Genomic DNA, 16,021 nt, shown 5'->3' with positions numbered 1-16,021 from the left:
TTTCCCAGCTCTGAGAATACTTCAATTTTAGCCTTTGTGCCACTTTGTGAATAACTTCTTTTTCCTTCGTGGTTAAACTTCTTTGGCTTCACCAATTATTTTACACCACTGAGACACGGAGTCGAACACAGTCTTTGGATAGGATATTTTTTGTGAATTTGATGTTGTAAATTAATAATTATCAAATAACACAAGCAATACAACCCTTCTTCTCTGCGCCTCTGTGGTATAATTATTTTAGCATTTGTGCCACTTTGTGAATGCCTTCGTGTTCTTTGTGTTTCAATCTTTTCCCTTTTTGCCTCTTTAAGAATTACTTCGTTTTCTTCGTGGTTAAACTTCTTTACGCAAAAAAAAGAGACACGATACTTCGCGCCTCTTCAATTATCAATTGATAATTACCAAATATTTTAGTCTGCCATTAAAACCGACAGTGCAATGCAATAGAATTTCGATTTTTCGCTTTCGCTTCGCGACATCACCACAACTGGTTTTGTTGTTCCCTGAATTAAGCCAGCCAGCTCACCACCCGCAAACAGCATCAATCCTTTGTAAAATGAGTTGCATGCTTCCAATGATGGAAATACCAGGCAATCTGCCTCACCATTTATTGGTGTTGGAATTCCTTTAATCTCTGCCGAAGCAGGATCGCAAGCCAAAAACACATCCAATGGACCATCAACAATGCAATCTTTTATCTGACCACGATCGGCCATTTTGCAAATAATTGCATCATCAATACTCGACGGAAATGCTGTATTTGGTTTCTCTGTTGCCGATATCAAGGCCACTTTTGGTTTTTCAATCCCAAACTTCCGGGCCATTTTCACCGAATAGTTCACCATAGCAATTTTCTGATTCAAATCAGGAAAAGGCAATACTGCTGTATCCGAAACAAACAAAAGCTTGTTGTATTTGGGCAAATCCAATGCACAAACGTAGCTCATTACTGCTTTTGGCGGCAACAAACCATCCTCTTTGTTTAAGACTGCTTTCAGAAATTTATCGGTACCTACCAAACCTTTCATCACCACATCCACATCATCGAAACGTGCCATGCGAACGGCTTCAGTTGTTGCCGCTACATCGTTTGGAATATGAACAATCGTGAATACATCAGGATTAATTCCTTCATCCTTGGCTTTACTTCTAATCTCTGCTTCATCGCCAATCATAACAGCCTCTACAAATCCTTCTGCGATGGCTTTAGCAATTGCTCCAATGGTGTTTGGATCCTGAGCATATGCTACAGCAATTTTCTTCTTTTTTCCGCTCTTGCGAAGATGTTCGACCATTTGACCGAGTGAACGTATTGGGGACATTTTTTAAAGATTTGAGAAGTGAGAAAAACATCAGGAATCAAGACAAAAGGCCACTCTTGATACCTGACACCTGTAACTTATTTTGAAGCCACCAAAGCCGCTAATGCGATAGAATACAATTTGGTTTTTACGCTATCGCCGCGGGAAGAAAGAATTGCCGGACATTTTGCCCCAACAACCATTGCTCCCAATTCAGCATTTGCCAATTTGGTGTTCACCTTGTAAAATACATTACCTGCTTCTATATTTGGAAATACCATACAGTCTGCATCACCGGCAACCATCGAATCCAATTTCTTAATCTCTGCTGATTCTTTATCAATAGCAACATCAATAGCCAAAGGGCCGTCAACATAAGCATTTTTAATTTGACCGCGGTCTGCCATCTTCGAAATGATAGCCGCATCGACACACGCCTGCATTTTTGGTAAAACCTGTTCCGAAGCCGCAATTAAGGCAACCTTAGGTTTATTGATACCCAAAGCACGTGCAACATTTATAACATAGTTGGTGATCGCAATCTTCTGATCTAAATCGGGCTGAGGAATAACGGCAACATCACTTACTACCATTAATTTGTAGTAATTTGGATTCTCCATCACGGTAACATGACTTAAAACTGCTTTTGGAGGCATCAGTCCGGTTTCTTTATTTAAAATTGCCTTCATGTACTTATCTGTACTAACAAGACCTTTCATAATCATATCACCTTCACCATTGTTGATTAACTCAACAGATTTTAGGGCCGCTTTTAATTCATCCGGTTCGTGCACAATCGTAAACTTAGCGATGTCAAAATTGTATTCCGCACAAATTTTCTCTATCATTTCTCTGTCGCCGACCAATGTCGCATCAATAATGCCTTGCTGCACTGCATCATTTACCGCTCCAATAGTATGAGAATCGTTCGCATAAGCAGCTACCAAACGCTTCTTTTCGCTGTTTTTAAGAACATCAATGATTTGATCTAAACGTGTAATCATCTTCAATATTTTTTAGTGAATGTGTTTCAGGAAATTAAATCCTTATTGTTTAAGTGTAAGGCAAAAATAGAAAATAATTACGAATTGCATTGAAACCAGACATCAAAACCTACAAATATTATCTTTTAGATGTGATATTATTGCAAATTGCAAATTGCAATTTCACAAGACCAAAAAGGAAGATTTTTTAGAGTTCAGTTATTTTGGGAATCGAGAAAAAGAAACTTGTCCCTTTGTCTTTTACACTCTCCACCCAAATTTTACCCCCATTCAATTCTACAAATTCTTTGCAGAGCATTAGTCCGAATCCAGTACCCGATTCATTTGCGGTACCTTCGCTGGTAAATACAGTATCAATTTTGAATAGTTGTTCCAATTGCTTTTCCGTCATTCCAATCCCCTGATCTGAAACCTGAATCACAACAAAACCATTCGTCCTATTCGAACTTAATGTAATTGTTTGACCAGGAAATGAAAATTTAATTGCATTTGACATTAAATTTCGAATCACAGTATCTATCATCGCCTTGTCAGCTTTCACATTTACATGATCAAATTCACCTTTTACGTCAAGCCCTTTTAACAATCCCAAACTCTTATGAATATTCAGATTTTTCTCCAAAAGAGATTTCAAATCAAACTCTTCTACATTTAATTTAAAATTTCCCTTCTGAACATTGGCCCATTCCAATAAGCTTTCCAAAAGCTTAAATGTATCATCAGAACTTCTATATATAGTCTCAATCAGCTCATTTTTTTCTTCTTCTGTCAAAATATCAGAATCCTTTATCAGCATCCTTGAAAATCCACGAATGGCATTAAACGGATTCCTAAGATCGTGAGCAATTATCGATAGAAATTTATCTTTTGCAATATTCGCAGTCGATAAACTCTCATTTGCATTTTGCAGCTGTATTGTTCGGTCAGAGACAATTTTCTCAAGTGCTAACAGATTCTTCTTTGTTCTTCTTTTGCTGTATTTATTCGTTAAATAAATCAGAAATGATATGATTAAAAGTTCGATAAGAATAGTGTACCAGCTTAAATACCATACCTGTTTTACAACAATCGAAATAATGCGATGTTCGCTCCATGTATAATTTCCTTCATGCTTTCCACGAATGCAAATCTGATAGTTTCCTGGTTTTAGTTCTGATAGTAAAATCTGATTTTTTGCCGATAGCTCTTTCCAATCCAGGCTTTTTTGAGAGGCATTAATTGTACAAAATTGAAATTTATTTTGTTTTTGCGGATAGATACTGGCGGCAACATCCAATAATAACATCGAGTTCGCCCTCATCGATACAGTACTATTTTGAAGAATAAGCTTCCCTTCGTAATCTGCTGCATATACTAAAGGCATAGGAGTTGATAGAATAGAATCTGAAATAGATGCGAAAGCAATACCATTAGAAGTTCCTACCCATAAATAATTCTTCGAATCAACCAGTAAACTTCGGTTGATGAATGTTTTTGAAGGCAAACCTTGCTCCGGTGTGAACAAGGAAATATCAGATTTCCGTTTACGAACTACTCCTTTGCTTGTCGTCAGCCATATTGAATTTTGTTTGTCTATTGCAACGGAATTAACTTCACTATTTGACATTTCACCCAAATCGACTCTTTCAACAAGATTTTCAGTATATTTTAACAAACCTTCCGAAGTGCCCATATAGAGCATATCCTTATGCATCTCAAGATCGATCACCCAAAAATCTTCACCAATTGCAAATGAAATTGGTTTACTGATATTAATAATATCATCTTTAGCAAAGTCATATTTAAACAAATAGGAGTGCTTAAACTCCCCGCCAATATAAAGATTCTGTTTCGAATCCAGGATTATATCCTGCACGATGCGTTGTCCCCGAAATGAATCAAGATAACTCGTCACCTGACCGGTCGTTAAATTAACCTTAAATAATTCTTTGTTGGCAACTACCCAGGCAATTTGTTCTGAAGAAACCTGAATGCTGGTAACCGCCTGATTTGAAATGGCTATATCCAAAAGTAAATCTTCGCCTTTAAAAACAATAAACCGCCCCTGCTCGGTGCCTATTAATTTTAGATCTCCCGAAGTCTTAAAAACATTTAGCGATCCTGCAAAATTGATAGGCAGCCTCTCAATGTCTTTTTTATTATTCACTTTGAAAACACCCGTTGTGCCGGCAAAATTTACATTCCCATTATCAGTAAGATCAATAGATGCAATATATTCCGAATTCGAAGATTGAAATTGATATGAAAAGAACTTCTTTTCCATAAGCACAACGCCCGAATTTGTGGATACCCAATATTTCCCAAAATCATCCAAAAAAATATCATTAACCGTGAAATAAGGAAAACCTCCAACATTGGTCACTGAATATTTATCTGCAATATCAAGCTCAGCAAGACCTTGAAACCATGTTCCAATTACAATTTTATTATCAGAAACCCTTTCGAAACAAGATGCAATAATATCCTCTGTTATCACATCTTTCCTAATGACTTTGGCTTGAGAATCAAACACTATTTTAATAACTCCCTGAGAGGTGCCCAGTAAAAATTCATTAGCACCTATTTTAAAAGAAGAATGAATAATAAGATTGAGATTAAAATTCAGCCCAATAAATTTATTGCTTTGATTATTAAAGCTATAAAACCACCCTTTTTGAGAAACTACAATTAAATTTCCATTATCACACTCCAGAAACTGAAAAGATCTCACATAAGATGAAGTCATGTTTTGGTTCTCCATTTCGAATTTTTCAACAGCCTCCCCTTTGTACCTATAAATATGATTGTAATCCGTAATCCATAAATTATTCTTCTGATCCTCAAATAAATGCTTGGGGTATTTCGGTTGAGAAGGAGCAATATTGCATTCTATAAACAATTCCAGCTCTGCTTTTTCTAATGATCCAGCAATTTTATAAACAGCATCATCAGAAACTGCCAAAAGTTCTCCATTCTTTCTCCTGAATAACTCTTTAAAATAGCTCGATTTCCCTTCTGGTAAAATAAGTGGTACAAAATGATCATTCTGCAAGCATAATACTCCTTTGTCTGTAGCGAAATAGTATACTCCCAAAGAATCCTGCTGAGCGGATTTAACCAATTCTTCATTTAGTTTATTCTCTTTGTTGTATTGATAAAACCGAAAATTCGTTCTCTGCCCTTCAGAAGAAAATGAATTTGAGATCAATAATAAAATAAGAAAAAACCGAACTGATAAGATGGATATTCTAAGCATTGAATAGTTTTCGATTTACACTGCAAAAAAGTATTTATTATATGAATACTAGTACCTTAACGACAATTATGATCTTTTGTTTCAAAAAAAAAGTTTATAACGATTTTTTTTATGACTGATAAGACTTTTAACTTACAACTCAACAATGAATGCCGTTAAAAAAGATATCATTTTCACAAAAAAAAAGCCCTGTCTTTTGACAGGGCTTTACTGTATAATTATTCGCCGAATTAGTCCACTGCACTTACAATACGCAGTGTATCTGAAGCAATAACCAATTCTTCGTTTGTTGTAATAACCATGGCTTTCACCTTTGATTCTTCTTTAGAAATAATTGCGTCTTTACCGCGTAAACCATCATTCTTTTCGAAGTCAAAATCAAGACCCAAATAACCAAAATCACCAGCAATCTTAGCACGGGAAACCGGATCATTCTCGCCAATTCCACCAGTAAAGATAACCAAATCAACACCTCCCATAGATGCAGTATATGAGCCTACAAAACGCTTCACGCGATAAGCAAACATATCCAAAGCTAATTGAGCTCTTTTATTTCCTCCTTCGGCAGCAATTTCCAAATCTCTCATATCAGAAGAGATACCTGAAATACCAGCCAATCCACTTTGTTTATTGATCAATTTGTTTGTTTCATCAATCGACAAATTTTTCTTTTCAGCGATATAAAGAAGTGCACCCAAATCCAAATTACCTGTACGAGTACCCATTAACAAACCTTCATTTGGAGTAAATCCCATTGATGTTTCAATAGATTTTCCACCATCAATTGCGCAAACAGATGCTCCGTTACCCAAATGACAGCTAACAATTTTCTTATCCGCAATGTTCCATCCTAAAATTTCACATGCTTTGTTAGCAACAAATTTATGACTGGTTCCGTGAAAACCATATTTACGAACACGAAGAGTTTCGTAACAATCATATGGCAATCCATACATGAATGCCTCCGGTGGGAGTGTTTGGTGGAAAGATGTATCAAAAACAGCAACCTGAGGAATACCCGGAAGTAGTTTTTCCATAGAAAGAATTCCTTCTAAATTAGCTGGATTATGAAGTGGCGCCAATTCACAACATGACGCTATCAATTCTTTAACCTTCGCATCAATAAGGGCACTATCTTTAAAATATTCACCGCCATGAGCTACACGATGACCTGCAGCATCAATTTCTTTAAGACTTGAGATAACACCGTGTTCTGGGTGAACAAGTGCTTTTAGTACAAGGTCGATTGCTACTCCATGATTTGGAATATCCTGAACCGACTCGAACTTCTTCTTCCCCTCTGGTTTGTGAGAAATAACGCCTTCTTTAAGACCAATTCTCTCAACAAGACCTTTTGCCAACAAAGTGGCTTCTTCACCCATACTTAATAACTGATACTTTAAGGAAGAGCTGCCACAATTAAAAACTAGAACGTTCATCAGAATTTTGTTTTTTATTTTGTTTGATATTTTATTTATTATAATCCTGCAGCCTGATTCGCTGTTATAGCAACCAAGTTTACTATATCGCTAACGGAACAACCCCTTGACAAGTCATTAATTGGCGCTGCCATTCCTTGTAAAATAGGACCTACCGCTTCGGCTCCAGCCAAACGCTGAACCAGTTTGTATGCAATATTTCCAACTTCCAGAGTAGGGAAAACCAAAACATTAGCTCGTCCGGCAACTGCACTGTTAGGAGCTTTCTGAGCACCAATGGCTTCTACAATAGCAGCATCAGCCTGCATTTCACCATCAATTTGAAATTCCGGAGCCATTTCTTTTGCCAAACGGGTTGCTTCAACTACTTTATCAACCATTTCGTGTTTACCAGATCCCATAGTAGAGAAACTTAACATGGCTACACGAGGTTCCATTTTAGCAATTGCTTTTGTGGTTTTTGCAGTAGCTACGGCAATTTCAGCCAATTCACTTGCTGTAGGATTTGGATGAACTGCACAATCTGCAAATACCATCATTCCATTATCACCAAATGTTTTATCTTTTAAAATCATTATAAAAGCACCTGATACCACAGAAATACCCGGCATTGTTTTTATAATCTGAAATGCCGGACGTAATACATCACCCGTAGCATTTAAAGCACCGGCAACTTCGCCGTCTGCATCACCAGCTTTAATCATTAAGGTTGCTAAATACAAAGGATCCTGAACCAAAACCATGGCTTTTTCCATTGTCATTCCTTTACTCTTTCTCAATTCAAGCAAAATTTCAGCATAAGCTTCCATTTTGTCATGATTTTTAGGATCAACAATTATCGCCTCACCGATATTTTTCAAATTTAAGCGAGTCGCCTCAGAAGCGATTTCGTCAGGGTTTCCAATCAGGATAATCTTAGCGATTTTTTCACTTAAAAGGATATCAGTAGCTTGTAAAGTTCTCTCCTCTGTTCCTTCAGGTAAAACAATTGTTTTACCACTTAAACGTGCATTCTCCTTAATTTTCTGCAATAAGTCCATTGGTATTCAGTATTTTAATCAGTTTTGTAATCTCGACTTTGCAAAAGTATGAATAAAACGTAAACTTTAGATTCCTAATTCAAAAATTTTTTACAGTTTTTAATTGATTTTTTTAATAAATATTCATTCTCAATAAGCCGGCTTTTTAAAATAAAAGATTAATTTCAATTTTAAAGAATCGATTATCACAATCACACCAGCCCTATGAAACTAACAAAACAAAGCCTTTTATTTGAGGAACTTACAAGCAAAATGGAAGGAGAACTACATCGCGATATAACCACTCGTCTTATCTATGCAACTGATGCTTCCGCTTATAAAGTTCTTCCTCTTGCAGTTTGTCATCCTAAAACAGAAGGTGACTTACAACATTTAATCCAATTTGCATCTGATGAAAATTTATCACTAATCCCAAGAGCTGCAGGAACATCTTTGGCCGGACAGGTAGTTGGTAATGGAATTGTGGTTGATATATCAAAACATTTCACTAAAATTCTTGAAGTCAACAAAGAGGAAGCCTGGGTTCGGGTTCAGCCTGGTGTAATACTTGATGAATTAAACCTGTATTTAAAAGATTACGGTTTGTTCTTTGGTCCGGAAACCTCAACCAGCAGTCGTTGCATGCTGGGTGGAATGCTGGGAAATAATTCCTGCGGATCGCATTCTATTATCTATGGGAGCACACGCGATCATACTATCGAAGTAACTTGCCTGCTAAGCGATGGCAGTAAAGCGGTTTTTTCCCCTTTAAGCAATGAAGAATTTGAACGTAAATGCAATGAAAACAAAGGTTTAGAATCTAAATTGTATCAGCAAATAAAAAGTATTCTGTCATCTGATAAAAATCAGGAAGCAATTGCAGGAGAATATCCCGATCCGAAAATAAAAAGAAGAAATACCGGTTATGCCATTGATATATTAGCATCCTCCTCTCCTTTTCATTCAAAGGGAAAAGCTTTTAATTTTAGTCAGCTTTTAGCTGGATCAGAAGGAACATTGGCTCTCACAACCGAAATAAAATTAAGTCTGGTACCAGTTCCTCCCAAAGAAAAAGCATTGATTTGTGCTCATTTTGAAAATTTAGAAGAGGCAATTCAAGGGAATCTTATTGCCTTAAAATATCATCCGGGTGCAGTTGAATTAATGGATGATCAGATTCTGAAATTAACTGAAGGAAATATTACACAAGCAAAAAACCGGTTCTTTTTAAAAGGAAATCCGGGTGCATTGCTCATAATTGAGTTTGCAAGAGAATCAAAAAACGAAATCGAGAAAATTGCCCGGGAAATGGAAGCTGAATTTCGAGAGAAAAAACTTGGCTATCATTTCCCAATAGTTTCAGGAGCAGATAACATGTCGCGAGTTTGGGATTTACGCAAATCAGCTCTGGGAATTTTATCGAATATGAAAGGTGATGCAAAACCAGTTTCTTTAATTGAAGACACCTCGGTAACTCCTGAAATATTATACGATTACATTACCGAATTTAAGGATTTAATGAAAAAACATGAAATACAATGCATATTTCATGCGCATATTGGAACCGGAGAAATTCACATGCGGCCTGTGTTAAATTTGAAAGATTCCAAAGATCAGGAGAAATTTCATACCATTGGTTTGGATTCTGCGAAACTTGTGAAAAAGTACAATGGATCGTTGAGTGGTGAGCATGGTGATGGAAGACTGCGTGGTGAATTTATTTCCATTATGATTGGAGAACAAAACTATCAGCTCTTACGGGATATCAAACAATGCTGGGATCCCAACAACATCTTTAATCCCGGTAAAATTGTAGATACGCCAAAAATGAATACCCATTTGCGTTATGAACCCAATCAGAAAACCCGTAATATTCAAACTTATTTCGATTTCTCCAACGACATGGGAATTGTTCGTGCTGCAGAACGTTGTAACGGATCCGGCGATTGCAGAAACACTCATATCACCGGCAAGGGAATGTGTCCAAGTTATCAGGCCACACTGGATGAAAAACTAACTACCCGGGCAAGAGCCAATCTGTTTCGTGAATTTCTTACCGACTCAGACAAAATCAATCCATTCAATCACAAGGAATTATATGACATTTTAGATTTATGCTTATCGTGTAAAGCTTGTAAATCGGAATGCCCGTCGAGCGTTGATATGGCCAAGCTAAAAGCTGAATTTTTACAACAATATTACGATTCAAATCCAGTTCCTTTTAGAAGTAGGCTAATTGCCAACATCACGAAAATAAATCAATTGGGTAGTTATGCTCCCAGCCTGTTCAACTATGTGAATCAACATCCCACAATAGGCAAAATAGTAAAAAAAAATCTTGGTTTTGCTGAAAAAAGAAGCATTCCCAGATTGCATAAAACAACACTTCGAAAATGGCATTCATCATCCAAAAAAGAATCAAATAATAAGAAGATATATTTATTTGCTGATGAATTTACAAACTATAACGATACTCCAATAGGCATTAAAACAATTCAACTGCTTGAACGTCTGAACTATCAGGTTATTATTCCAAAACATGAAGAAAGCGGCAGAACTTATTTATCGAAAGGCTTGGTGAAAAAGGCTAAATTCCTGGCAATAAAAAACGTGAACCTGCTTAAAGACTTAATCACGAAAGAATGTCCGCTCATTGGTATTGAACCATCAGCAATACTTACTTTTCGTGATGAGTATCCTGAGTTGGTTACTCCGAATATGATAGAAGATGCTAAAAGACTATCGAAAAATACTTTTACAATTGAAGAGTTTTTGCATCAGGAAATGAAAAACGGCAGAATTAGAAAAGAACAATTTACTTCAGCAAAAAAAGAAATTAAATTCCATACACATTGTTACCAGAAAGCTCTTGCTTCATCCTTACCTATAAAAGAAATATTAAGCTTTCCAGAGAATTACATCGCAACAGAAATACAATCAGGCTGTTGTGGCATGGCCGGATCCTTTGGTTACGAAAAAGAGCATTACGATTTAAGTAAAAAAGTTGGTGAACTGGTACTTCTTCCCGAGGTGCGAAATACTCCAAAAACAACATTGTTAGCTGCTTCAGGCACCTCCTGCCGTCATCAGATAAAGGATGAAACAGAACGGGAAGCCTTGCATCCAGTTGAAATTTTATTTGAAGCCCTAATACCGTTCTGATGTTAATAGATGCCTATTATTCAAAATTCCTAGTCCAATCAGATTTATTTCCGGTTAAAAAAATCGCAAACTTTACTAAATACCAAATCCATGCTTTCTTCAATATTTACAGAATCTGCCTTATTCATTGGAAATGGATTTTCATGCGAATATGAATATGAAAAATCAAGTTCTTCAACAGTAATATTAATATCTCTGGAGGCTCCTTTCAAGGTATTTTCAATCTCGTAAGTCGGAAAAACAGAATCTCCTTTCAAGGCAATCGCATAAATCTGATTTTCAGCTTTTTTAAACAAAGATTCTCTAAAATATCTCATGTTTTTGTACTCCAACATGGTATGAAACACCTTTCCTTCCAAATGATCTTCTTCAATATAATGATGCAAAAGGTTGTCTTTTTTTAAAAAACTGCTGAAATGCTCAACCAAATAAGAATATAAAGTAACATTGACTTCACTATCCAAAATAAATTTAGAAACCGGAGACAATCGATTAAATACAGCACCACTGCAAAACAAACACAGCTTTGTTTCACTAAAATAATTTTTATGGTTTGTTAACTTCAGAATTTCAGCCAAAAAACCTCCAATAGAGTATGCAAAAATATCAAAACTAAAATCCTTATCGATTAATTCATGCTTGCCACTTTTACACTCTTCAATAAATTGAATGATATCGTAATAGGTTTGTAAACCCGACCATATAAACCTTTGCGGCATGGAATGAAGCCGCATGCTAATGGCTACATTAGATAATGAGGAGCCAATAATATTTGGAAATTGGGCTTTTCGTTTTTTACTCAATTCAAACATTGCCTTTTTATCGCTCCAGTGCTTTGGTGCACGCTGCATATGAAATGCAATCGGAAAAAAGACAACTGCACTCTGTGTTTTCTCGCAAATAGCTTGTCCCCAAGGTAGATATTTATCCCACGTTTTTTCATTAAAGCCATGAAAAATAAACGTCAGCTTTTTTATCTTACTAATCCCTTTGGGTTTTAATATCTTATAACTGAAGTTTTGATTTTCCTCAACAACAACATCATCCATATGAACATCGTCCTGTATTTCACCAATTTCATTCTGAGCGAACATGTTCTCAATAAGATCCAACTTATGACTTTCACAATAATAGTTGGTTTTTCCAGGTAAAATATCGTGTGCTAAAGAATGAAATTGATACTCCCTAAATTCCATCTCATCAAAGTCTGATTCTCCTCCATCAAAGGCCAATTTCAATTTTTGACACCGATCAATATATGACATAATAATAAACTTTAATGTATTGATATAGATTGCTGAATACAATCATCTGTATTCTATTGCAAAATTCGAATTTACAAAAACACCGCTGATTAACAAAAAACAATCCAATAATTAGATATACTTCTTAATTTTTTCTGATTATTTTTACAATTACGAAACAAAAAAACACTCCAAATAAAATTTATGTACCAGAAAGACTTTATCATGCGAATGATTGAAATGATTGCTGATTTAATCGCTCTCCTTTTAAGTTTGATTAAAAATGGTGATTTAACTCAGGCAACAAGACTACTTGACAATGCTTATCTCGATTTTTTAAAAAAGGATGCTTCCTTTTTTAGAAATCTCCCAAAAGAAAAACTCACCGAAGATTTGCTTACGATACACAATTACACGAATGGGCATTTAAAAATATTATCGGAGCTCTTTTTTGCTGAGGCAGAATTGAATATTGCTAAAGGCGATAAGGTGATTGGCTTAAATTATTACGAAAATTCTTTATTACTATTAGAATTTTCAGAAAAGAATTCCAATACTTTTTCGCTGAGCAACGAATCGAAAATCAAATTGCTAAAAGAGAAAATTTCAATCCAACAAAACATAAAATAAGAGAAGTTGGGTTTTGCATATCGGAAAATCCAAGAACAACAGAAGATGGTTGTTACGAAAGTGTCATATTAGATCCTGAGGGAAACTGCATTGAAATAACTGAATGATTTTAAACTTTTGACTAAAAATAATTTCCTTTAAAAATAACTGCCTTTTTCCTCTAACTCCGTCTAAAACATATAAAATTCAGACATATATTAAAAACAAGAGTATTGACAAAAAAAATGGCAATCAAATTGCTGCCATCATTAATTTTATTGTGATCATTAGTATTAATTGGAGTTTTCATGGTGATAAATAAGACATGAAGCATTCCAAGTCTTACCATTTAGCTTACAAAAGACTTCTCTTTTTTAATGAAATACACATTTTGCTAATCATAAAAAAGCAAGCCAGAATCCCCCAACACTCTTCGCTGATTTTCTCCAATATAAAATGAGCAGTGTCATTCTTTTTTTTTCATATATGCTGAAGAAGTATACCAATTTTTGGATAATATTTTTGGAAAAGCCTACATTTGCCTGTTACCAAAGCAATATTTTAAACAATGAGCTTTTCCGATAAAAACCCAAAGGCAGATATAGCCCTAAAATATTTTCACAAACCACCTGGTTATTACAACTGCGCTCAAGCAATCTACAAAGCTTTTCAAACAGAGTTTGGGATTACTAATGATGAGATAAACGAATGCTCAAAATTTGGCAACGGAAAAGCAAAAGACGGCAATTGCGGTGCTTACCATGCGGCTTTAGAATTGCTGAAAGATAAGCCTGAATTATCGGCTGAATTCACCAGACGTTTTCAAGAAAAATCTGAATACCTTACCTGTTTCGATATCAAATTCAACTACAGTATGTCCTGCAAAAATCTTGTTCGTTTGGCATCCGATCTGCTCGAAGAATTAACGCCTTCATCTTCCAATATCTAATGGAGCCGATCAAAGTTACAGCTGCAATAATCATTAAAAACGGGAAGGTATTTATTGCCCAACGAAGTAAGGATGACGAATTATCCGGCAAATGGGAATTTCCGGGCGGAAAAATTGAATCTGACGAAACACCTCAGGAATGCCTTAGGAGAGAGCTGTTTGAAGAATTTGGAATTGAAACAAAAGTTCTTGACTATTTTGGAGACAGCATCTTTGATTATGGCAACAAACCAATTCACTTACTGAGCTACTTTGCAGAACATCTATCGGGTGAATTAATCCTAAAAGTTCATCAAAATTACAAATGGATTGAGTTTAGCGAATTAGATCAAATTAACTGGGCTGCAGCAGATATTGAGCTTGCAAAACAACTAAAACAGAAATTAGCCGAGCAATAGCTCATCCACCGATTTCTTTAAAAAATCTCTTGAATGATAATCCTCATCCACAATTTCATCATTCCATACAACAATATCTAAATCGATTATACGCGGACCAAACTTTGGAAGACTTCTGTCCCTTCCCATTTTATCCTCCAATTGTTTCAAATACAAATTGAATTCCTCACGGCAGTGATGCGTTCTTAACCTCACAGCTCCATTAATAAAATCCTCCTGATTGGTAATTCCAATCGGCGCTGTTCTAATCCATTTGGAATGTTTTTTCAGCAAATGATCTTTCGACAAAAGACATAGCATCTTCCGAATGTTTTCTGTTGGATTAATATTCGATCCTATACCTACGATACAATCGTTCATTGTATATTACTTTAGTGAAACTTCCGTTTAAGAAACACCTTCTCTGTAAGCCTCTAATTCAATTGATACAGATTCTGCGAAACGCAAAGCATGAGGTTTATCTACCTCAACTTTCGCCCACTCCACTTGGGGATTCTTCAAAATTAAATCCAATACTTGCCGGGTCAAATTCTCCAACATTTTAAATTTACCTTCCTGCACAAGCACAATCACCTTTTTGGTTATTGTTTTGTAATTGTATGAATTATCAACATCATCATTAGCAATAGCATTGTCTACATCAGCTTTAATTGTCATATTAATCACAACATCTTGTTTGTTACGAAGTTCGTCTTCATTAAAACCAATATAAGTTCTAATCAACAAATTTTTCACCCGAATAATAGCCATATATTATAATTTATAAGAGTTGTTCACCTCCGTCGCAATACAAAATTTGTCCGGTTAGGGTCTGATTTGCCAATATATAATCCAGTGATTGTAAGATGGGCTCAATTCCACCTGAAATCTTCATTGGTGTTTTTTCTGCAAGCTTCTGCAAATATTCCACCCCTTGATCCACTGGAGGAAGAGTTGCGCCAGGAGCGATTCCATTGACTCTAATTTTTGGTGCAAATTCAAGCGCAGCCATTTTCGTTAAATGAGCCAATCCAACTTTCGACAAACTGTAAGCCGCATGCGAATTAGAATAGTTTGCAATTCGAGTATCCAACAAATTTATAATCAATCCTTTTTCACAGTTCATGGCATAATCCCTTGACAGAATAAAAGGGGCAAATAAATTCACATTCATCTGATCCTGAAACAACTTTAGCGAAGTCTCCTGAATTACTCCGGAATCGAAAACAGATGCATTATTTATTAAAACGTCAATCGTCTCGAAATGCAGTAAAACCTTATCAATCAAACGGTCTGTGTCTTGAGCAGAATTCAAATCACTTTTAAAAATCTTAAATTTTTGTTCTGGATACCTATTCACCAAATCTGTTTGTAACAAAATTGCATCATTTTTAGACGAATTGTAGTGAATGGCAATACTAAAACCATTCTTTGCCATGTGCATAGCAATAGATTTTCCAATTCGCTTTGCAGCACCAGTTATTAAAGCTGTTTTACAGGTCATTTTTTCAGTCATTATCATCTAAAGTTAACGAATATCTTTCCTGATAAAAAGTTTATGATAAAATTTTTTCTGATTCTGAAATTAAATTTATTCCTGTTATTAATTGCAATAAAATAAGTAGAATCTGTATTTTGCATTCAAATTGCCAATTAGTGAAAATCCTGATTAGCGAATGAAA

Annotated in this window: 13 protein-coding genes; 4 read left to right on the top strand and 9 right to left on the bottom strand. The window is 35.6% G+C overall.

Going from position 1 to position 16,021, the window contains the following annotated elements:
* Positions 1-410: 410 nt before the first annotated feature.
* The 5 genes from ACKU4N_RS09675 to pta all read right to left on the bottom strand — a co-directional run bounded on the left by ACKU4N_RS09675 (position 411) and on the right by pta (position 8,019).
* Positions 411-1,322, bottom strand: coding sequence for a phosphate acyltransferase (locus ACKU4N_RS09675; RefSeq protein ID WP_321322689.1), 912 nt, complete (start codon positions 1,320-1,322; stop codon positions 411-413).
* A gap of 77 nt (positions 1,323-1,399) precedes the next feature.
* Positions 1,400-2,305: a bifunctional enoyl-CoA hydratase/phosphate acetyltransferase gene (locus ACKU4N_RS09670; protein WP_321322688.1), complete on the bottom strand. Its 906-nt coding sequence runs from the start codon at positions 2,303-2,305 to the stop codon at positions 1,400-1,402.
* Between the two features lie 187 nt (positions 2,306-2,492).
* Positions 2,493-5,540 carry a sensor histidine kinase gene (locus tag ACKU4N_RS09665; protein ID WP_321322687.1) on the bottom strand — a complete coding sequence of 1,016 codons (3,048 nt, stop codon included), beginning with the start codon at positions 5,538-5,540 and terminating at the stop codon, positions 2,493-2,495.
* Positions 5,541-5,770: 230 nt separating this feature from the next.
* A complete protein-coding gene (locus tag ACKU4N_RS09660; RefSeq protein WP_321322686.1) occupies positions 5,771-6,979 on the bottom strand; it encodes an acetate/propionate family kinase in 1,209 nt (402 codons plus the stop codon).
* Positions 6,980-7,017: 38 nt separating this feature from the next.
* A complete protein-coding gene (gene pta / locus ACKU4N_RS09655; protein ID WP_321322685.1) occupies positions 7,018-8,019 on the bottom strand; it encodes a phosphate acetyltransferase in 1,002 nt (333 codons plus the stop codon).
* Between the two features lie 204 nt (positions 8,020-8,223).
* Here pta and ACKU4N_RS09650 point away from each other — a divergent pair, with 204 nt between their 5' ends.
* Complete coding sequence (locus ACKU4N_RS09650; RefSeq protein WP_321322684.1) at positions 8,224-11,160, top strand: FAD-binding and (Fe-S)-binding domain-containing protein; 2,937 nt, start codon at positions 8,224-8,226, stop codon at positions 11,158-11,160.
* Positions 11,161-11,204: 44 nt separating this feature from the next.
* Here ACKU4N_RS09650 and ACKU4N_RS09645 read toward each other — a convergent pair whose 3' ends face one another.
* Complete coding sequence (locus ACKU4N_RS09645) at positions 11,205-12,425, bottom strand: DUF6051 family protein (RefSeq protein ID WP_321322683.1); 1,221 nt, start codon at positions 12,423-12,425, stop codon at positions 11,205-11,207.
* A gap of 183 nt (positions 12,426-12,608) precedes the next feature.
* On the opposite strand from ACKU4N_RS09645, the gene ACKU4N_RS09640 reads away from it, so the two are divergent.
* The 3 genes from ACKU4N_RS09640 (at position 12,609) to ACKU4N_RS09630 (ending at position 14,360) form a co-directional block, all read left to right on the top strand.
* Complete coding sequence (locus tag ACKU4N_RS09640; protein WP_321322682.1) at positions 12,609-13,034, top strand: hypothetical protein; 426 nt, start codon at positions 12,609-12,611, stop codon at positions 13,032-13,034.
* A 547-nt stretch (positions 13,035-13,581) separates the two neighbouring features.
* Positions 13,582-13,962: a C-GCAxxG-C-C family (seleno)protein gene (locus tag ACKU4N_RS09635; protein WP_321322681.1), complete on the top strand. Its 381-nt coding sequence runs from the start codon at positions 13,582-13,584 to the stop codon at positions 13,960-13,962.
* On the top strand, positions 13,962-14,360 hold the full coding sequence (locus ACKU4N_RS09630) for a (deoxy)nucleoside triphosphate pyrophosphohydrolase (protein WP_321322680.1): 399 nt from the start codon (positions 13,962-13,964) through the stop codon (positions 14,358-14,360). The genes ACKU4N_RS09635 and ACKU4N_RS09630 overlap by 1 nt, the downstream gene beginning before the upstream one ends.
* On the opposite strand, the gene folK is transcribed toward ACKU4N_RS09630, so the two are convergent.
* From folK to ACKU4N_RS09615, 3 genes are read right to left on the bottom strand one after another with little or no spacing between them, the layout of a single operon-like run.
* Positions 14,346-14,720, bottom strand: coding sequence for a 2-amino-4-hydroxy-6-hydroxymethyldihydropteridine diphosphokinase (gene folK / locus ACKU4N_RS09625; RefSeq protein ID WP_321322679.1), 375 nt, complete (start codon positions 14,718-14,720; stop codon positions 14,346-14,348). The genes ACKU4N_RS09630 and folK overlap by 15 nt on opposite strands.
* Before the next feature lie 27 nt (positions 14,721-14,747).
* Positions 14,748-15,110 carry a dihydroneopterin triphosphate 2'-epimerase gene (gene folX, locus ACKU4N_RS09620; RefSeq protein WP_321322678.1) on the bottom strand — a complete coding sequence of 121 codons (363 nt, stop codon included), beginning with the start codon at positions 15,108-15,110 and terminating at the stop codon, positions 14,748-14,750.
* A gap of 10 nt (positions 15,111-15,120) precedes the next feature.
* A complete protein-coding gene (locus tag ACKU4N_RS09615; RefSeq protein WP_321322677.1) occupies positions 15,121-15,855 on the bottom strand; it encodes an SDR family NAD(P)-dependent oxidoreductase in 735 nt (244 codons plus the stop codon).
* Positions 15,856-16,021 lie beyond the last annotated feature (166 nt).

This window comes from Labilibaculum sp. (genome assembly GCF_963664555.1).
Classification (GTDB): domain Bacteria; phylum Bacteroidota; class Bacteroidia; order Bacteroidales; family Marinifilaceae; genus Labilibaculum.
The sequence above is the reverse complement of the archived record's forward strand: the minus strand, read 5'-3'. Positions and strand labels throughout refer to the sequence as shown.